Source organism: Tenebrionibacter intestinalis (genome assembly GCF_016632365.1).
GTDB classification, from domain to species: domain Bacteria; phylum Pseudomonadota; class Gammaproteobacteria; order Enterobacterales; family Enterobacteriaceae; genus Tenebrionibacter; species Tenebrionibacter intestinalis.
Genome location: NZ_JAEPBH010000034.1, coordinates 33,481 through 51,894 on the forward strand (window position 1 = coordinate 33,481; position 18,414 = coordinate 51,894).

The window sequence follows — 18,414 nt, forward strand, 5'->3', positions numbered from 1 at the left end:
GCGCTAACGTCGCAGGCGCAACGCCAGTAAAAAAATACCCGCCACGCAGGCCATTAGCCCCAGCAGCGGAAAAACGGGAACCCCCAGAATACGCAGGCTGCTTGCCATTAACCACGGAGTGATGCCCAACGCGAACGCCGCAGTCACAATGGCGATAGCCAGCGTAACGGCGGCTCGTTCAAGCGCCCGACTCAACAGGGTAATATTGTTGATTTCCAGATCGGCGCGTAATTTGCCCTGCTTCAGACGACACAACAGCAGTCGCAGCGTCTGCGGCAGATCCTCACCCGCATCCAGCAACTGCGCCCCCAGCGCCAGCGCACGTCGGCGCGATGCCAGCGGACGGTAGCGATGCAGCAGCACATTACGCAGCAACGGACGCAGCGTGGCAACAATATCAAATGCCGGATCGAGACGATGCAATACGCCGTCTGCAGTGATTAACGCTTTAAATAACAGCGTAAGATCGGTGGGCAACGAAAGCTGAAACTCGCGCACCACCGACAGCAGATCGGCCAGCGCCTTGCCCAATATCATAGGTTTAGCGCCTTGTTTATCAAGGAAGTTTTGTGCCGCCAGCTCAAAGCGCGTCACGTCAATGGTTTCATCGCCGCCCCACTCGATAAGCGCATTAACAATACCGTCGCTCCGCCGCCGGGAGAGCGCGTCGAGCATTAGCAAAAGCTGGTTACGCCGCCGCTCGCTAAGCCGTCCTACCATGCCAAAATCAATAAACGCCACGCGGTTGTCTTCCAGCGCCATAACGTTACCCGGATGAGGATCGGCATGATACAGCCGGTGCTCCAGCACCATCTGCATAAATGCTTTCGCCCCTTCCCGCGCCAGTATCTTTCCATCAAGACCTTCGCTCGCCAGTTGCGCCGGGTTTTCTGGCGACATACCGGGCAGAAACTCCTGCACCATCAAACGTGGCGATGTCCACTGCCAGTAAATTTTCGGTATTTTGATCTGCGGCTGCCCGGCAAAATTCCGCGCAATTTGTTCACAGTTGCTGGCCTCCTGAGTCAGATCAAGTTCATGATTAAGCGCAGTCGCCAGCGCCAGCACCATACGGCGCGGATGGTAACGGGCCAGCGTTTCGCTCTGTTCCTCGATAGCTTCAGCAAGGAACGTCAGCAGCCGCAGATCGGCGCGAAGCGTCTTTTCAAGGCCCGGGCGCAGCACCTTTACCACAACCTGTTCGCCACTGTGCAGCCGGGCGCGGTAGACCTGCGCCATAGACGCGGCGGCTATCGGCTGCGGATCGAACTGCGCAAACACATTTTCAGGCCTGTCGCCCAAATCATTAAGAATCTGCTTTTCCAGTCGTCCCCATGGCAGTATATCGGCATTGCTGTGCAGCTTCTCCAGTTCATCGGTCCAGCTCGGATCGAGTAAATCGGTGCGCGTAGCAAGTATTTGCCCCAGCTTGACAAAAGTTGGCCCCAGCGCTTCCAGCGCCTGGCGCAGGCGTGCCGGCATGGTCTGCTTTTCCAGCGTCTCGTCGCGCCCGGGAAACCGGTTCACCAGGCGAGTCAAGCCCAGCAGACGCACGAGATCCTGCAATCCGTAGCGCAACAATACCGTAGTAATTTCTGTCAGCCGCGCCCTGTCCCGGGCGGTCACCATCATCATTTTCAACATGCGCTTTTTCTCTCACCCCTTCCCTGCATAACAGCAGACAAACAACACACAGCCTTCGCTATGATCGCGTCGTTCCGGAAGCGTTAAAAACAAACACATCTTAAGCACGCCGGCAACTACAGATATTTTTCAAACTGCCAGGCCGCCACCGCCGTCCAGATAAACAGCCCCGCACACAGGGTACCCAGCAAAAAGCGCCGTCTCCACAGGCTCCAGCCGCACAGTAATGCGATTAAAGGCAGACTCCAGCGCCAGCCCGCCACAACGGTCAGCATGGCGATAATCAAATAATCTCTCATAATCATTCTTCCTGCCATTTACTTACACAATGACAAACTCATTACACACGGCGCCATAAATTTGCACGTAATAGTGCATTCACATTGCGCGAGCGCGCTTCTGTTGTTTATGGTTATAGAAGCTTCCTTTTTGCCTCCAGCAGGAGACGCGCATGATCAGACACCCGGTAACGTCATCAAGAATAGCCAATATCGGTTATAACCCTTCCACCACAGAGCTGGAAGTCACATTTAGGGAAGGCAGTATTTACCGCTATCGCGGCGTGCCGGAACGCCTGTTTTACACGTTTTTAACCGTTGTCTCAAAGGGGCGATTTTACGATGGCGTGATTTACAATAAGTTTCCGGAAAAACGAATTCGCTAGCCGCCCCGCCAGTCGGCGGGGCAAAGAGATGGGATTATTCATTTATGCGCGGATGCTGTTGAACCAGCACTTTGCGTTTTTCTTCCAACTCAGCAATTTCACGATCCAGGTCTTCAATTTTTTGTTCAATATTATCATGATGCTCGCGCAGGATTTCACGCGCTTCATGGATATCCGAAGCCGCAGGCGTTGCGCCTTTTAACGGTTTATTGGCGGTTTCCTTCATATACAGACCGGTTATCAAACCAACCACGCCAATGACCATCAGATAATAGCCCGGCATCATCAGATTCTGCGTACTTTCCACCAGCCACGCGGCCAGGGTTGGCGTCAATCCCGCAATCAACACAGAAATATTAAAGGCGCTGGCCAGTGCGCTATAGCGAATGTGTGTCGGGAACATTGCCGGTAATGAGGCGGCCATAACGCCGGTAAATGAGTTAAGTATCACGGCCAGAATCAACAAACCGGCAAAAATCAGGCCGATAACGTCGCTATTTATTAACATAAATGCCGGGACAGCAAATAGTATCAGCGCCACGCTGCCGCTAATGATAAACGGACGGCGACCAAAACGGTCGCTGAGCAGCCCCATCACCGGCTGCACAAACAGCATTCCTAACATGATAGCGATAATGATAAGCACGCCGTGGTCTTCAGAATAATGTAGGTTATGCGACAGATAGCTTGGCATGTAGGTCAGCAGCATGTAGTAGGTCACGTTAGTAGCAATAACCAGGCCGATACAGGCCAGCAGGCTGCGCCAGTGTTTGGTAGCAATTTCACCAAAAGAGACTTTCGGGCCATCCTGCAAGCCTTCGCGATCGCCCTGCTCCAGCTTGTCGACATGCTGCTGGAAGGCTGGCGTCTCCTCAAGCGCATGGCGCAGATACAGCCCGATAATGCCCAGAGGCAGCGCCAGGAAAAACGGAATACGCCAGCCCCAGGCCAGGAAGTTCGCCTCGCCGATAACGGTGGAAAGCAACACCACTACGCCCGCGCCGAGCACAAAGCCTGCGATAGAGCCGAAATCAAGCCAGCTTCCCATAAAACCGCGCTTCCGGTCCGGAGAATATTCGGCTACAAATATTGATGCGCCGGTATACTCACCTCCAACCGAAAAGCCCTGAGCCATTTTGCACAGTAATAAAAGCACTGGCGCCCAAATACCAATGGACTCATAAGAAGGGATAAGCCCGATACAAAATGTGCTTATCGACATAATAACAATGGTCATGGCAAGTATACGCTGGCGGCCATATTTATCACCCAGCATGCCAAAAAATACGCCGCCGAGCGGGCGGATTAAAAACGGAACGGAAAAGGTCGCCAGCGCCGCGATCATTTGTACGCCGGGATCGGCGCCCGGGAAAAATACCTTACCCAACGCGTAGGCAACGAAGCCATAAACGCCAAAATCAAACCATTCCATTGCATTGCCCAGCGATGCGCCGGTAATAGCTTTACGTAGTTTGGTATCGTCAATGATTGTTACATCACTCAGCGTGATAGGTTTAATCTTTTTCCTTCTTAACTTCATATTCATCCTCAGCGTTAACACTTATCGGGACGGTTCAAAAGGCATGGATTATTGCGTTATGCCTGGTAGACATGGCGGTGTAACATTTGACGCCTGCACCGTCCGGTAAATGACCCGTGCGGGTCGAAGTTATTATGATTTTCCTGCCTAAGCGTAGCAGGTTTCGGGGTTGTAAATGCGGAAGGTAATGCCTTTCTCCCTGGTAAAACCGGCTTTTCACCGCAGGGGGTTCAATGACCACAACGCCTGATTTCTTTACATAAGGCCTGAATTTTTTAGTTACGTCAACTAACTATTGCATATTACTCACTGCCTTATCACCTTTTTCAACCAGAAATACGCTTAAAAAGAGCGGATTTTGTAGTGATATCGTCTGGAAGCTTTTTAATCTAATGCGGTGATGTAACAGACTCTGACGGTGAGAAAACGATAAACGTTTAAGCCGGCACATATTACTTGTTTTTTGCATAGCAAGTTTTTCATAACAAGCGGCAATATAATACTGCACATAAGCCACTATTTTGCTGCTCCTGTTTTTTACGGGTGATAATACTTCACGCAAGCTGGAAACCTCTGAAATACGCTTTCAGACAAGGCTAAATTTCCAGTCTATGCCACTATTAATATCGATTACCTGAGATATCCCTGTAATAACCCTGTTTCGGTGCAGTACTGCGCCGTTTTTTTTACTATATGCCAGTAAGTTACTGCAAAATTAGCCCAGGCAAAGCGCGGATTAATATACAAACAGGGCGCCAGATTTCCTGTATAAACAAAAAGCGTTTACTCTTCTTTCTCAAATTATAGCTTCACAGGTTTTTTTTTATGTTCCCCCAGCTCGCTCCCGCGCTGGCGATATAAAACGTCACCCCCTTCAATGAGTAAAAAATCGCCACTCTTCCTGAAAATAGCCTGTTTCTTCCCAACGGCTTACACCGGGGGTAAACCAATATCGGGAATGCAATGTGGCTAACGGATACCATAATTTTACACCCTTAATAGTGACACTGTCACTTTACGCCAACCTCTCGCCCGGCGCCCGGAGACTTACCTGTTACTGTTCAGGCGTCTCCCGAAGGTTAATAAGTATTCTGCTTAGGGGGCTGGCTCAGGCTGCTCCTGCGCAGGCTCGGCCTGCTCAACTACCGACTGCAATTCCTCCGGCTCCGGCGTTGCGGTTTCTGATTCCAGCACAGGCTCTGCCTGTCCAGGTACTTCGATATTTTCCTTCGGTCTGCCCATCGCTGATTCCTCCCGTTCGTGAGGCGTCAGTGTCGTGGCATCAGGTGGTCGGTTTTCCGACTATTTGGCGGGACAAACGCGCGCGCAAGGCTGTGCGGGGAGTACCGTGTTAGTGGTTTTAGTCAGCAACAGCCGCGCTGCCAGTATTCGCGGCATGTTAATCACTACAAGATTCTGTTTTGAAGCTACTGCCGGTAAAATTCACACTCGCGGAGTTGACTCCCGGCACCTGTCTGTAAGTAACGTTTGCGAATTAATTAAATCTGCTGCACTGGCTGCGTAATTCAATCCGCCCGGATTCGTCCGGGCTATCGAGGAAAACATGAACAACCTGGAAAAACTGGAAAAAATCGGCCTGGAACTGTACGGACCAAACTGGATAACCCCCATGTCGCGACTCCTGGGAATCAACGATTCAACTATTCGCCGCTGGTTAAAAGGCAAGTCGCGCGTATCAACAACTATCGCCAACGATATTCCCGACGCGCTAACACGCAAATTTAATGACGTACTGGCTATGGCTAATGCCGACAAAATGTGTGGCGACGACGTGACCATTGAGATGATTGTGGAAATCGCGGACAAGTACAAATTCTCTGACGAACAGCGTCGCGAAGAGGCTATTAAAGCAATGAAAAACGCGGTTTATGACACCACTTATCTCTCTAACCTGGAGTCAATCGCTAAACAATGGGCTGCGATTTAAAGGCGCGCCATCGATGCCGTAAATAACGCTGTCTACGAGGAGATGCCACTCTCTGACCTGGACTGCGTAGCAAAAAATGGACTTTCAACGCCTGAACGTCCACCGCTTACGATGGACCACCACAGGGTCTATCTCGCGGTCCCTGCCCGTTCCTGATACCACATTCAATCAGTGCTTTAACCGGTCAAAGATGTGGCGACATTGCGTCTACGGCGTTTCGCCAGGTGTGGGATGATTATCTACATGTGGAGCAGGAAAAAACTGGAATGAAGCTGGCGCTGCCGTTGTCGCTCTATTGTGATGCTCTGGCTTATCACTCGGTGATGTAATTCAACGGTGCCGGGACAGAGTGGTCAGCCCGTATCTGTTGCACCACTCACGCCCGAACAGCCGGATAAAAATAGGTGATCCAGTGGGAGTTTCTGGCATTTCCCAGGCGTTCGCCAAAGCGGTGAAACTGGCTGGCATAAAAATTAAAAAACCTCCCACCTTTTATGAGCAACGTTCACTAACTGAACGGTTGTATTCATAGCAGGGGATCGATACTCAGTTATTGCTGGGACATCGTAACGAACGAACCACCGCAAAATATCATGATAATCGTGGCGCTGAATGGGTAAAAATCGTGTTGTGAACAGCTCGTTTTTTGTACCGTTTTGGAGAAAGGTTTTGGAGAAGTTTTGGAGAAAGAATTTTCACACTAAAAAGCCGGGAAGGAATCCCGGCTTTTTTACTCCTGCAAAACATCAATCATCCGTCAACCCACGGTTTTCCAGCATCGGTTCGATGGCCGGATCGTGGCCGCGCCACTCGCGATAAAGCGCTGATAAATCACAGCTATTGCCGCGTGATAAAATCGCTTCCCGGAACCGCTCGCCGTTTTGCGCCGTCAATCCGCCCTGTTCTTCGAACCATTTAAAGCCATCGTCGGCCAGCATTTGCGTCCACAGATACGCGTAATAGCCCGCCGCGTAACCGCCGCCCCAGATATGGGCAAAATAACTGCTACGATAACGCGGCGGTACGGCAGCCAGCTTCACATTTTCCTGCGTCAACGCTACGTCCTCAAATACATTGACATCCTGCGGCGGTTCACTGGCGCTCAGGCGATGCCAGCGCATATCCAACAGCGCCGACGCCAGTAGTTCGGTCATGTCGTAGCCCTTATTAAAACGCGCCGCACGAAACAGTTTCTCGCGCAGCGCCTCAGGCATCGATTCATCGCTCTGATAGTGGCGCGCATAGTGAGCAAAGACCTCCGGATGGCTGGCCCAGTGTTCGTTTAGCTGCGAAGGAAATTCCACAAAGTCGCGCGGAGTATTCGTACCCGACAAGGTGGCATAGCGCTGTCGGGCGAACAGCCCGTGCAGAGTGTGGCCAAATTCATGAAACAGCGTAATGACATCGTCCCAGGAAAGCAGCGCAGGTTCCCCCGGCAACGGCTTCACATAGTTGCAAACATTATAGATGACCGGCGCCTGCGCCAGCAGCGTGGACTGCTCTACAAAATTCCCCATCCATGCTCCACCGCTTTTGCTGTCTCTGGCAAAAAAATCGCCATAAAACAGCGCTATTCCGCATCCGTCCCGATCAAAAATTTCCCACACGCGCACGTCATCGTGGTAAACAGGAATGTCAAAACGCTCAACGAACGTCAGGCCAAACAGCCGGTTTGCGACATAAAACACCCCGCGCTGGAGCACATTTTCCAGCGAAAAGTAGGGGCGCACCTGGTTTTCATCAAGTTCGTAACGGACGCTGCGCACCTGGGCGGCATAAAAATCCCAGTCCCAGGGCAGGGCGTCAAAACCGCCCTGCTGCTCATCGATCCGTTGTTGAATCGCCGCCAGTTCATGCCGGGCACGGGCAGTAGCTGCGGGCACGATATTGCGCATAAATCTCAGCGCCGCCTGTGGTGTCTTTGCCATCTGATCTGCAAGGCTCCAACTGGCATAGTCTTCAAAACCCAACAGTTGCGCCTGTTGCGCCCGCAGTTGCGCCAACCGGGCGACAATATCGCGGGTATCGTTGGCATCATTTTTCTCACAGCGCGACCAGGCCGCGCAGAACAGCGCTTCTCGCGTCTGGCGATCCGTGAGGCTGCGCAACGCCGGCTGTTGTGTAGTGTTGAGCAGGTTTAACAACCAGCGGTCACGGTAACCTTTGCGCCCGGCCGCGTCTGCGGCAGCGGCGATTTCCGCCTCGCTTAACCCGTCAAGCCGGGCGCTATCGTCGCATATTAACCCGCCCGCTTTGGTTGCTGCCAGCAACCGGCTGTTAAACTGGCTGGACAAACGCGCAACTTCTTTATTCAGCGTTTTTAACTGCGCCTTTTGTTGCTTATTCAGCCGTGCTCCGGACAACACAAATCGCTGGTGCATCACCTCCAGCAGACGCAGGGATTCTGCGTCAAGCCCGAGCGTATCACGCTGGCTCCAGAGCATATCAATGCGCGAAAACAGTGTCTCGTTGAGATAAATTTCATCATTCAGCGCGGCCAGCTCACCGGAGAATATTTCATCCAGCGCCTGTATTTCATCATTTGTATGCGCTGACGCCATAGCAAAAAAGACGGCGGACACGCGCGCCAGCATTTGCCCGCTGCGCTCCAGCGCCAGACAGGTGTTGTCAAAGCTGGGCGGCGTTTCATCGCCGGTGATAGCCGCCAGCTCTTCCCGCTTGCGTTGTACTGCTTCGCTAAATGCCGGGCGATAATGCGCAATGGTGATGCAGTCAAAACACGGCGCCTGATACGGCAGTAGACTTATTTGAGAAAAAGGAGTTTCAGCAGCCATTTTTTTCCTTAAACGCGGGCACAAAACCTTAAGCTTATGCGCGCCCGTCATGCAGAGCAATGATTTCGCATCCGGCTCTCCCAAACTACAGCGTGCGTGGTAAGGTAAGGCGCTCGCAAAAACATTGAGGAACAGTGAGATGATTATTCTGGTTACTGGCGCTACCGCAGGCTTCGGTGAATGTATCGCACGCCGCTTTGTCAACGGCGGCCACCGTGTTATCGCTACAGGTCGCCGCCGGGCGCGCTTACAGGCATTAAAAGAGGAACTGGGCGATAATCTGCTGACGCTACAGCTTGATGTACGTGACCGCGCCGCCATTGAAAAGGCCATAGCGTCTCTTCCCGCCGACTGGCGCGAAATTGATGTGCTGGTAAATAACGCGGGCCTGGCTCTGGGGCTGGAGCCCGCGCAGCGCGCGAATATCGATGACTGGGAAACAATGATAGACACCAATAATAAAGGCCTGGTCTTTATGACCCGCGCGCTACTGCCGGGGATGGTCGAACGTAACCGCGGTCATATCATCAATATGGGTTCAACGGCGGGCAACTGGCCCTATGCGGGTGGCAACGTTTACGGCGCCACCAAAGCGTTTGTTCGCCAGTTCAGCCTCAACCTGCGCACCGATCTGCACGGCACCGCGCTGCGCGTAACCGACATTGAACCGGGCCTTGTAGGCGGAACTGAATTCTCAAACGTGCGCTTTAAAGGCGATGAAGAAAAAGTGGCGCAAACCTATAAAGACAGCAACGCGCTGACAGCGGAAGATATCGCTGAGGCGGTCTGGTGGGTAACCACGCTGCCGGCACATGTGAATATCAATACGCTGGAAATGATGCCGGTCAGCCAGACCTGGGCTGGTCTGAGCGTACACAGAACGTAACGGTTATACCCATCCTGCCTGGCGGGATGGGTTCTTCAGGAAAAAGATGGTAAAATTAACCCGTTACCCACCCTCATCCAGACAAATTCATGACCGCCGAAACGCTTAATCCAGTCCAGCCTGTTAACCAGCAAATTTACCGTATCCTGCGCAGGGACATCGTACAGTGTCTGATCCCTCCCGGTACGCCACTGTCTGAAAAAGAAGTGTCAGTGCGTTTTGACGTTTCCCGCCAGCCAGTGCGCGAAGCCTTTATTAAGCTGGCTGAGAACGGGCTGATACAGATCCGCCCACAGCGAGGCAGTTACGTTAACAAAATCTCCATACGCCAGGTGCGTAACGGCTGTTTTGTACGCGAAGCTATTGAGCGCGCGGTTGTTCGACGCGCCGTAACGTTGATAAATGACGATAAATTGTGGTTGCTTGAACAAAAACTGCAACAACAGCGTAGCGCCATCAACCACCGCCAGCAGGATGACTTTTTCGCTCTGGATGACGACTTTCATCAGTTGCTTGCCCATATAGCCGATTGTTCACTGGCGTGGGATACCATAGAAAACATCAAGGCAACCATTGACCGCGTTCGCTATATGAGCCTTGAACATGTATCGCCTCCGGATCGGCTGATTGAACAACACTACGCTATTTTTCATGCGCTTGAGCAGCGGGATGTAGCCGCAGTGGATGCCGCTATGCAACGACATTTACACGAAATTAGTGAAACGATTTTGCTCATCCGTCAGGATAATCTCGACTGGTTTAATGAAGAATGAGGGTATAAGGAGAGCGCGCCGTTCCCGGCGGAATGGACAAATTTGCCCTGAAAAACCAGCGCATTGTTTACCGGTCAATATAAAGAGGGCAAAACCCTGCCCTCTTTACCATCAAACTGAAGACGGCGGACGCCGCTGCGGAAAATTAACGCACGCGGCAAACCACATCAGCCACGGCCGCCTTCGCGCCATGCGTTAGCAGCGCGTTGTAAGCCTCCTGTAGCGCATCAACAACGCGCGAATTTTGCGCCAGGCCGGTACCAAAAATTGCCGTCAGCGCCAGCAGCGCCCTGACCCGCTCCTCACCAGCCGGCGCGCTGTTCGCCACGGCCTCTTCAATGGCGGGCAGCAGCGGATCGCAGATCTCAATGCGCTCCCCTTGCTCATCCTCCCCGCCTGCGTAACGCATCCACCCCGCCACGCCCAATGCCAGCAGCGGGAAGGCGTTATCCCGCGCCAGATGCCAGCGAATCGCATCAAGCATACGCTGCGGTAATTTCTGGCTTCCGTCCATAGCAATTTGCCATGTTCTGTGATGCAACGCTGGATTGCTGTAGCGTTCAATCAACGACTCAGCGTAGCGTATCAGATCCACGCCCTTCACACTGAGCGTGGGGGCCTGTTCGTCAAGCATTAGACTGTACGCAGCACGTCGAAAGTTATCATCCTTCATGCAATCGTTGATACAGGCGTAACCCGCAAGATAACCAAGGTATGCCAGGAATGAATGGCTGCCGTTAAGCATGCGCAGCTTCATCTCCTCAAACGGCAGTACGTCAGAAACCAGCTCGGCGCCCGCCTTTTCCCAGCAGGGACGCCCGGCGACGAAATTATCCTCAATCACCCACTGGCGGAAGGGTTCGCAGGCTACCGCAGCGGGGTCCTCCACGCCCGTCTGGCTGGCTATCTTCGCCAGTATCTCCGGCGTAACGGCAGGCACAATGCGATCCACCATTGTGGAGGGGAACGTAACATGTTGCGCAATCCACTGCGCCAGCCCCGGATCACACAAATTCGCGTAGGCAAGCACCACGCTTTGCGTTACGCGGCCGTTTTCCGGCATATTATCGCATGACATAACGCTAAAGCCCGGCAGTCCGGCAGTCCGGCGTCGCGCCAGCGCCGCCACAATCACGCCGGGCGCCGAGCGCGGCGCATCCGGGTTTTGCAAATCCGCCAGAATAAGCGGATGATTCGCAATAAGTTCTCCGCTGGCTGGCGAATGGCAGTATCCTTTTTCCGTCACCGTCAGAGAAACGATGGCGACTTCCGGGCGCGACATAGCTTCCAGCACCGCCTCAATGCCGTCAACATCCGCATGCAGCGCCTCTTTCACCACGCCGACCACGCGGCTGTTCCAGGCCTGATCAGACATTTCCGTCACGCTGAACAATAAATCCTGCCGTTTTAAATCGGCAATCTGTTGTTCACCACCGATAAGATTAACTTCGCAGTATCCCCAGTCGCTGCCCTGTTCCGCCGCGAGAATATCGGCATAGACAGCCTGATGCGCACGGTGAAACGCGCCAAAGCCAAGGTGAACAATCCGGCTTTTCAGGCGATTACGGTCATAATCAGGCTGCGTTGCGCGAGCATGGCTAAGTATTTTATTCATGCTTTAACTCAATTGAATGCACAAAACGCATCCTCCATGTTTCGGGGATGCGACGACAGAATGGCGGCAGCATACCTGCCGCCGCAAAATAATCAGGAGTAACGATTACGGGCCGATTGACCTGCAATGCGGGGTTCAGCGCTCTTTATGGCATCCTCCGGCGCACCGAGATCGCGATCGCAAACTTCAGGCATCACAATGGCTGACAGCAAACCAATTAAGGAGTACAGCATCAGCATGACGGCAATTGGCCACCAGGCATTCGCCATGTTGCAAAAAATACCGGCCAGCACAGGCCCAAAGCCAACGGCGATAAGGCCGCCCGCCTCTTTAGAAATCGCCATACGCGTGAAGCGATTACGCGCGCCGAAGATCTCCGCCATCGTGATATTTTCCAGCGCAAACAGACCAAGCACAGCAACATTATGGATAAGAATGAGACAGGCCATAATCACGCTTACCGGCGTAGATTTATCCACCAGCATAGAAATCATCGGCCATGCCAGCACAATTGCGGCAATATTCAGTACAATATACGGCATCCGGCGCCCCAGTTTATCGGAAAGCCAGCCCAGTAGCGGAATGGTCAAAAAACCTATAACAGAACTGATCATCAGCGCATCGGTAGGAATGCGCTTATCAAACAGCAGCGTCTGTACCAGATAACCGGCCAGGAAGGTTTGAATTAACCCGGAATTACCCGCCTGCCCAAAGCGCAACCCGGTTGCCACCCAGAACGATTTACTGCGTAACATGGCGCTCAGCGAGCTGTCATCTGCTGACCGGGCAGCGCCAGCGTGTCTTTCAACGCTCTGCGCCTCTTCAAATACCGGGCTTTCCTTCAGATTTAAACGCAACCAGATAGCGAAAATCATCACAACTACGCTGCACAGGAAAGGAATACGCCAGCCCCACGCCAGCAACTGTTCTTTATCAAGCACAAAGAACATAACGGCCCAAATTGCTGTTGCCGTCAGCGTTCCGCAATTGGTGCCCATTGCTACCAGTGAGGAGACAATACCGCGCTTTCCCTTTGGCGCATATTCCGCCAGCATCGTGCCCGCTCCGGATATTTCCGCGCCTGCACCAAGCCCCTGAATAATACGCAGAGTAACCAGCAGCAGAGGCGCGAAAATACCAATTTGCGCATAAGTAGGTAATACACCAATTAACGTGGTGCATAAGCCCATCATGGTAATGGTAATGAACAACACTTTTTTTCTGCCAATCGTGTCGCCCATGCGACCAAAAACAAAAGCGCCGACAATACGGGCTACATAACCTGCACCATAGGTTCCCATCGCTAAAATGAGGGCCATTGCCGCAGATTGTTCCGGAAAAAATATCTGGTGAAAAACCAACGCGGCGCCCAGCGAATAAAGCTGGAAATCCATAAACTCCAGTGCAGTACCCAGCCAGCCGGACACGGCCGCTTTTACCAGGTCCGAGGTATCGCGCTCGGGTTTATTTGTACTATCGCAATGATTCATAATAAATACTCTCTGTCATTTATCATTATTGGAATTACGCAAAGATTCGGGTATAAAGGCAGATATTCAGAACGTCAGCAAAACCTTACAGCAGTGTTTCTGATCCTTTTCAAAAACCTCCATAGCGTCCAGAACGTCGGTATATGCAAACTGATGGGTAATTAATGCCGTTGGGTTGATTTTTTTCTGCGACATCCACTCAATTACCATTGGGAAGCGATTGCTGTTTAGCCGCGAGCTAAAGATGCTGAGTTCTTTACTGGTAATTTCCTGCTGGCTTATGACGCACGGTTCAGCGGAAAATCCCATAATGCCAATGCGTGCCGCAGGCGATGCCAGCGCGATAGCTTGCGGTAATATGGAAGGATGGCAGGCAGCATCGACGATTAAGGTGGGGCGCGCTTCCTGTTGCGCCAGCGCGGCGCCGAGATCGTCTTTCGCATTGTTAATCGTGCAGTCAGCGCCGTTGGCGCGCGCCATTGCCAGACGTTCATCAATACGATCGGCAACGATAATCCTTTTTACGCCATACACGCCTCGTAATGCCTGTATCGTAGTCAACCCCATCGGGCCTGCGCCGTAAACCAGCGCAATATCTGTTTTAGCAGGCTGCAACTGGCTACAGATATTCGCAGCGATAGTAAATGGCTCAATCATCGCCGCTTCATTATCCGCAATTGATGCCGGCACCTGGTGAGCGTTTTTCGCAGGCAGTGTGATATATTCGCTAAAGCCGCCGTCGCGATGCACGCCGATCACCTGTAATTCGCGGCACACATTCGGGCGCCCTACCTGACATGAATAACAGTGCCCGCAGCTTAATACCGGATCGCCCACCACACGTTCGCCAATCCGCGCGGCATCCACGCCCTGACCAACCGCGTCTATATGGCCGAAAAATTCGTGACCAATAGTACGCGGATAGCGAGCAAAGGGATTATGGCCATGCCAGATATGCACATCTGAACCGCAAATCCCTGCGCGGCTAACGCGCATACGCACTTCGCCCGGCCCGGGTTGCGGCAGCGGCCGCTCTTCTATGACAAGGCGCTCGGGTTGCTGTACGACAATACTTTTCATTTTCTACTCCTGTGAATAAACGCTTGCATGGCGTGCAGTAATTTCAGTTCCGCTATATAAGATTTTTACGCCCGGCAATGAATATTTTTTGGCTCATGTTGACGAACAATCCTATTAACGTAATAAAATCCAGCACAGCCGCCTGTTCGCTTAGTAAGTAATACACGCACTCGTTTTTTGGTTTAGCAGCCCAAACCCGGTACGCTACAATTAACGAAACTTCCCCACACCTGATTGCGGCAAAACCACTGCAATAAAAGCGTGTATCTCACAATACATATATATTTCTTCCCGATGAAATCCCCAGTTACGCCAGCCGCAAAAGTTAAGTTTTATTTTCTTAAAAATTTAAAGCTATTCTCTGTCACGGCAGACTGTATTTGCGCATCGCCGCAATAAACGTTTTATTGATGTCTTCAGCGCTACGGTCGTATAAATAAAGCGGATATCACTCCGATGCGCGCTGCCCGATTCAAACATGTCATTCACAACAGGCGCGATACGCCCTCGCGCCTTAGCGCCGTTGCCTGTTTTCCTGGCAGCCTACCAATTCCAGAGCGTGCCATCCTCCAGGCGGGCGACGGGCAGGCAGGCTGGCTCGTAGGGGTATTTCGAGGCCAGCTTCTCATCAAACTCAATACCCAGCCCCGGTTTATCGCCCGGGTGCATATAGCCGTCTTTAAATCGCCAGCTATGAGGGAAAACTTCCAGCATTTGCTCGGAATAGCCCATATATTCCTGTACGCCAAAATTGGGTACCCACAGGTCAAAATGCAGCGCCGCGGCATGGCACACAGGCGACAAATCCGATGGGCCATGAGAGCCGGTACGCACCTGGTAAAGCGAGGCAAAATCAGCAATGCGACGCATACCCGTGATCCCCCCTGCGTGAGTAATAGTGGTACGGATATAGTCAATCAACTGTTCTTCTATAAGCTGTTTACAGTCCCAGATGCTGTTGAATACTTCGCCTACGGCAATGGGCGTGACGGTATGCTGGCGAATAAGACGGAAACACGCCTGATTTTCCGCCGGGGTGGGGTCTTCCATCCAGAACATACGGTAGTCTTCAATACTTTTTCCAAAGCGTGCGGCTTCAACCGGCGTCAGGCGGTGATGCATATCATGCAGCAGATGTTCGTTAAAACCGAATCTGTTACGTACCGCATCAAACAGTTTCGGCACAAAATCGAGATATTTTTCCGTCGACCACAGTTGTTCTTCAGGCCATTGCCCTTTAACAGCAGGCTCATAGGCCTGCCCTTTCGCCTTTGCCATGCCATAGGTGGTTTTCATGCCCGGCACGCCGCACTGTACGCGAATTGCCTTAAACCCCATTTCCTGATGACGCGCATAGTCTTCCAGAACATCATCAATACTGTGCCCGGTTGTGTGGCAATACACCATCACGCCATCGCGCGAAGCCCCGCCCAGAAGCTGGTAGAGCGGCATACCTGCGGCTTTCGCTTTGATATCCCAGAGCGCCGTATCTATCGCCGAAATTGCCGACATGGTTACCGGCCCACGGCGCCAGTAAGCCCCCTTATAAAAAAATTGCCAGATATCCTCAATGCGATGCGCATCGCGCCCAATCAATTGTGGGCAAAGGTGATCCTGCAGGTAAGACGCCACCGACAGCTCACGTCCGTTAAGCGTTGCATCCCCCAGTCCGGTCAGGCCATCGTCGGTAGTGATTTTCAACGTAACGAAATTACGGCCCGGACAGGTAACAAACACTTCAGCCCTGGTGATCTTCATGAATAATTTCCTTAACAGCTTGCTTTCCGTAGTTCTAATGGTGAAAAATTAACTTACCGCTTACTACCATACAAGTATGAATAAACAAAAAATAGCGTTAAATCACAGAATAAGCAGCAACCAAACCAATGTTTGCAAAAAGCGGTCGCTCCGCGCTTTCAAACACTGCGGAAAAAGTTAATGCAAACGTGCGGGGCGCGGCATAAATGCGGTAACATGGCGTCCCATACAGACAACGCACTTAAATAAGGAAATCACTGTGACGACATTACGTAACCGTCTGGCCCTGGTGCTGTTGCCGGTGGCCCTTGCCGCTGCGGCTTTGCTGAGCGCACCAACCCAGGCGCAGACCAATAAACTGATAATCGAATCCGGCGACAACGCCAGCGCTCGCCAGCAGGCGGCAATGGATAAAGAACAGTGGAACGATACCCGCTCGCTACGCCAGAAAATGAATCGCCGTGCGGAAAAAGAGTGGGATAAAACAGATACGGCTTTCGATGCGCGCGATAACTGTCTTAAAAGCGCTAATGTTAATGCCTACTGGGAACCAGGCACAGAGCGCTGCCTTGACCGCCGCACAGGACATACGATAGCGCCCTGAATTTCACGGCCATCCCGGAGCCGTGAGGCTATTAGCACTCGCCGGGCCGAACGGATTCGGCCTGAAATAACGGGAAGTAACGGGAAGTTAAATCAGGAAAGCCGGGGGTTATGTTACGGCTGATAGCCACAAAGCGGTTAACGCCGCGTTTTGTCCACTTTGTCAGCAAACTGAAGCCGCCCTTCAGGGCCGTTCTGCACGAAGGAAACTTGTATGTACACCGCTCCTCACGTCAGGCTTCGCCCGCTTGAGCGCGAAGATTTACGCTTTGTTCATCAGCTTGATAATAACGCCAGCGTCATGCGCTACTGGTTTGAAGAGCCCTATGAAGCATTTGTTGAGCTGACGGATCTTTACGATAAGCATATCCACGATCAAAGCGAACGCCGTTTTGTAGTGGAATGTCACGGAGAAAAAGCCGGGCTGGTCGAGCTGGTTGAAATCAACCACATTCACCGTCGCGCGGAGTTTCAGATAATCATTTCACCGGAGCACCAGGGTAAAGGATTAGCCACCGCTGCCGCCCGGCTGGCAATGGATTATGGCTTTACCGTGCTTAATCTCTACAAACTGTATTTAATTGTCGATAAAGAAAATGCGCGGGCCATTCATATTTACGAAAAACTGGGATTTATGGTGGAAGGCGAACTGATCCATGAATTTTTTATCAACGGCGAGTATCGCAACACTATCAGAATGTGTATTTTCCAGCATCAGTATCTGGCCGGGCATAAAGCGCCTGATGGCAACCTGCTCAAACCCACCGCACAGTAGCGTTGTAGTTACTCCTGAGGACGTATGCCCCATTGCCCGCAGCCGGATACGCTCAGCCCGGCTAAAAATAGTGGATAGCACAAAAGGTAGCCCGTTATGGCATGAGCCCGGTACAAATATTGTTGACCGGTCTGCTATTCTTCCCTCTCATACTCAACCTGAGGAAACGATAATGATACGTTCTGTCTGGCCTGGCGTATTACTGCTTGCAACAGCCGTTCCGGCGCTCAGCGCGCAGAATTCATGTGAAAAAGTCAAAACGGATATTGAACAGCGCATTATCAATAACGGCGTACCGCAAGCGAATTTTACACTACGCATAGTTCCTGGCGATCGGGCAAATCAGCCCGATGCACAGGTTGTTGGTCACTGCGCTAACGACACGCAAAAAATTCTTTACACACGCACCGCCAGCGGCAACCACGCTGTCAACGGGGGCGCCGCGCGCGATGCCGGAAATCCTGAGCCGCAGCAATAATCCTCAATCCTCCGGGGGTGCGCCGCACCCCCGTTTTCTCTTTACCAGGCATACAAGCCAAATGTGCGTCTTCGCTCTTCTGAGCAAATGAAAAGCGCCTGACGTTCCCCGACAGACATAAATGGCCTTTTCAATGAAAGCGTATCGGCGTAATTAACAACAGGACAATAACTCAACGCATTGAGCCAGGATCGCGACGCTTGCTGATGCTTAAGGGCGGCTATTGTTAAAATGAACAAAAGTATAAAGCTGTGGTTTTCTGATGGGTATAACGTTATGCCTAAGCCATTTCCTAAGACAGCACGCTGCAATGTATTAGACGTCAACTAAATAGCTGCGCCAAATAGTAGATCACTTTGAGGGAA

General features: G+C 52.1%; 16 protein-coding genes. 7 read left to right on the forward strand and 9 right to left on the reverse strand.

Features of this window, described 5'->3' with window-relative positions:
- Positions 1-3: 3 nt before the first annotated feature.
- Together JJB97_RS13185 and JJB97_RS13190 are read right to left on the reverse strand one after the other, a co-directional pair.
- Entirely contained in the window at positions 4-1,644 is a 1,641-nt protein-coding gene (locus JJB97_RS13185) for an ABC1 kinase family protein (RefSeq protein ID WP_238714457.1), read from the reverse strand.
- A 116-nt stretch (positions 1,645-1,760) separates the two neighbouring features.
- The gene (locus JJB97_RS13190; RefSeq protein WP_238714458.1) at positions 1,761-1,943 is read right to left on the reverse strand and encodes a hypothetical protein; all 183 of its coding nucleotides are present in this window, start codon (positions 1,941-1,943) and stop codon (positions 1,761-1,763) included.
- Positions 1,944-2,095: 152 nt separating this feature from the next.
- Between JJB97_RS13190 and JJB97_RS13195 the strand changes: the two genes are divergently transcribed.
- Positions 2,096-2,308, forward strand: coding sequence for a KTSC domain-containing protein (locus JJB97_RS13195; RefSeq protein WP_238714459.1), 213 nt, complete (start codon positions 2,096-2,098; stop codon positions 2,306-2,308).
- A gap of 34 nt (positions 2,309-2,342) precedes the next feature.
- On the opposite strand, the gene proP is transcribed toward JJB97_RS13195, so the two are convergent.
- Positions 2,343-3,848, reverse strand: a complete 1,506-nt coding sequence (proP, locus tag JJB97_RS13200; protein WP_238714460.1) for a glycine betaine/L-proline transporter ProP — start codon at positions 3,846-3,848, stop codon at positions 2,343-2,345.
- 1,095 nt (positions 3,849-4,943) lie between these two features.
- On the reverse strand, positions 4,944-5,090 hold the full coding sequence (locus JJB97_RS13205; RefSeq protein ID WP_238714461.1) for a hypothetical protein: 147 nt from the start codon (positions 5,088-5,090) through the stop codon (positions 4,944-4,946).
- A 322-nt stretch (positions 5,091-5,412) separates the two neighbouring features.
- Between JJB97_RS13205 and JJB97_RS13210 the strand changes: the two genes are divergently transcribed.
- Positions 5,413-5,796 (forward strand): hypothetical protein, encoded by a 384-nt coding sequence (locus tag JJB97_RS13210; RefSeq protein ID WP_238714462.1) that lies wholly within the window; start codon positions 5,413-5,415, stop codon positions 5,794-5,796.
- A gap of 746 nt (positions 5,797-6,542) precedes the next feature.
- On the opposite strand, the gene dcp is transcribed toward JJB97_RS13210, so the two are convergent.
- Complete coding sequence (gene dcp, locus JJB97_RS13215; RefSeq protein ID WP_238714463.1) at positions 6,543-8,591, reverse strand: peptidyl-dipeptidase Dcp; 2,049 nt, start codon at positions 8,589-8,591, stop codon at positions 6,543-6,545.
- Between the two features lie 139 nt (positions 8,592-8,730).
- On the opposite strand from dcp, the gene ydfG reads away from it, so the two are divergent.
- Both ydfG and JJB97_RS13225 read left to right on the forward strand, forming a co-directional pair.
- Complete coding sequence (ydfG, locus tag JJB97_RS13220) at positions 8,731-9,477, forward strand: bifunctional NADP-dependent 3-hydroxy acid dehydrogenase/3-hydroxypropionate dehydrogenase YdfG (protein ID WP_238714464.1); 747 nt, start codon at positions 8,731-8,733, stop codon at positions 9,475-9,477.
- Positions 9,478-9,566: 89 nt separating this feature from the next.
- On the forward strand, positions 9,567-10,250 hold the full coding sequence (locus JJB97_RS13225) for a GntR family transcriptional regulator (protein ID WP_238714465.1): 684 nt from the start codon (positions 9,567-9,569) through the stop codon (positions 10,248-10,250).
- Positions 10,251-10,395: 145 nt separating this feature from the next.
- Here JJB97_RS13225 and JJB97_RS13230 read toward each other — a convergent pair whose 3' ends face one another.
- From JJB97_RS13230 to manD, 4 genes are all read right to left on the reverse strand, one after another.
- Positions 10,396-11,865, reverse strand: coding sequence for a mannitol dehydrogenase family protein (locus JJB97_RS13230; RefSeq protein ID WP_238714466.1), 1,470 nt, complete (start codon positions 11,863-11,865; stop codon positions 10,396-10,398).
- A 92-nt stretch (positions 11,866-11,957) separates the two neighbouring features.
- Positions 11,958-13,355 (reverse strand): MFS transporter, encoded by a 1,398-nt coding sequence (locus tag JJB97_RS13235; protein WP_238714467.1) that lies wholly within the window; start codon positions 13,353-13,355, stop codon positions 11,958-11,960.
- Positions 13,356-13,421: 66 nt separating this feature from the next.
- Positions 13,422-14,435, reverse strand: coding sequence for a Zn-dependent oxidoreductase (locus JJB97_RS13240; protein WP_238714468.1), 1,014 nt, complete (start codon positions 14,433-14,435; stop codon positions 13,422-13,424).
- 543 nt (positions 14,436-14,978) lie between these two features.
- Positions 14,979-16,193, reverse strand: coding sequence for a D-mannonate dehydratase ManD (gene manD, locus JJB97_RS13245; RefSeq protein WP_238714469.1), 1,215 nt, complete (start codon positions 16,191-16,193; stop codon positions 14,979-14,981).
- A 259-nt stretch (positions 16,194-16,452) separates the two neighbouring features.
- On the opposite strand from manD, the gene JJB97_RS13250 reads away from it, so the two are divergent.
- The 3 genes from JJB97_RS13250 to JJB97_RS13260 all read left to right on the forward strand — a co-directional run bounded on the left by JJB97_RS13250 (position 16,453) and on the right by JJB97_RS13260 (position 18,049).
- Positions 16,453-16,797 carry a DUF1283 family protein gene (locus tag JJB97_RS13250; protein WP_317978176.1) on the forward strand — a complete coding sequence of 115 codons (345 nt, stop codon included), beginning with the start codon at positions 16,453-16,455 and terminating at the stop codon, positions 16,795-16,797.
- Between the two features lie 213 nt (positions 16,798-17,010).
- On the forward strand, positions 17,011-17,571 hold the full coding sequence (gene speG, locus JJB97_RS13255; RefSeq protein ID WP_238714470.1) for a spermidine N1-acetyltransferase: 561 nt from the start codon (positions 17,011-17,013) through the stop codon (positions 17,569-17,571).
- 172 nt (positions 17,572-17,743) lie between these two features.
- Positions 17,744-18,049 carry a DUF1161 domain-containing protein gene (locus tag JJB97_RS13260; RefSeq protein ID WP_238714471.1) on the forward strand — a complete coding sequence of 102 codons (306 nt, stop codon included), beginning with the start codon at positions 17,744-17,746 and terminating at the stop codon, positions 18,047-18,049.
- Positions 18,050-18,414: the final 365 nt, after the last annotated feature.

Bases quoted from the DNA above. Each gene is read 5' to 3' on its own strand.
- dcp (WP_238714463.1), bottom strand. From the start codon at position 8,591: ATGGCTGCTGAAACTCCTTTTTCTCAAATAAGTCTACTGCCGTATCAG.
- JJB97_RS13210 (WP_238714462.1), top strand. From the start codon at position 5,413: ATGAACAACCTGGAAAAACTGGAAAAAATCGGCCTGGAACTGTACGGA.
- JJB97_RS13225 (WP_238714465.1), top strand. From the start codon at position 9,567: ATGACCGCCGAAACGCTTAATCCAGTCCAGCCTGTTAACCAGCAAATT.
- JJB97_RS13205 (WP_238714461.1), bottom strand. From the start codon at position 5,090: ATGGGCAGACCGAAGGAAAATATCGAAGTACCTGGACAGGCAGAGCCT.
- speG (WP_238714470.1), top strand. From the start codon at position 17,011: ATGTACACCGCTCCTCACGTCAGGCTTCGCCCGCTTGAGCGCGAAGAT.
- JJB97_RS13185 (WP_238714457.1), bottom strand. From the start codon at position 1,644: ATGTTGAAAATGATGATGGTGACCGCCCGGGACAGGGCGCGGCTGACA.
- JJB97_RS13260 (WP_238714471.1), top strand. From the start codon at position 17,744: ATGATACGTTCTGTCTGGCCTGGCGTATTACTGCTTGCAACAGCCGTT.
- JJB97_RS13240 (WP_238714468.1), bottom strand. From the start codon at position 14,435: ATGAAAAGTATTGTCGTACAGCAACCCGAGCGCCTTGTCATAGAAGAG.
- JJB97_RS13235 (WP_238714467.1), bottom strand. From the start codon at position 13,355: ATGAATCATTGCGATAGTACAAATAAACCCGAGCGCGATACCTCGGAC.
- JJB97_RS13230 (WP_238714466.1), bottom strand. From the start codon at position 11,865: ATGAATAAAATACTTAGCCATGCTCGCGCAACGCAGCCTGATTATGAC.
- JJB97_RS13190 (WP_238714458.1), bottom strand. From the start codon at position 1,943: ATGAGAGATTATTTGATTATCGCCATGCTGACCGTTGTGGCGGGCTGG.
- JJB97_RS13195 (WP_238714459.1), top strand. From the start codon at position 2,096: ATGATCAGACACCCGGTAACGTCATCAAGAATAGCCAATATCGGTTAT.
- proP (WP_238714460.1), bottom strand. From the start codon at position 3,848: ATGAAGTTAAGAAGGAAAAAGATTAAACCTATCACGCTGAGTGATGTA.
- ydfG (WP_238714464.1), top strand. From the start codon at position 8,731: ATGATTATTCTGGTTACTGGCGCTACCGCAGGCTTCGGTGAATGTATC.
- manD (WP_238714469.1), bottom strand. From the start codon at position 16,193: ATGAAGATCACCAGGGCTGAAGTGTTTGTTACCTGTCCGGGCCGTAAT.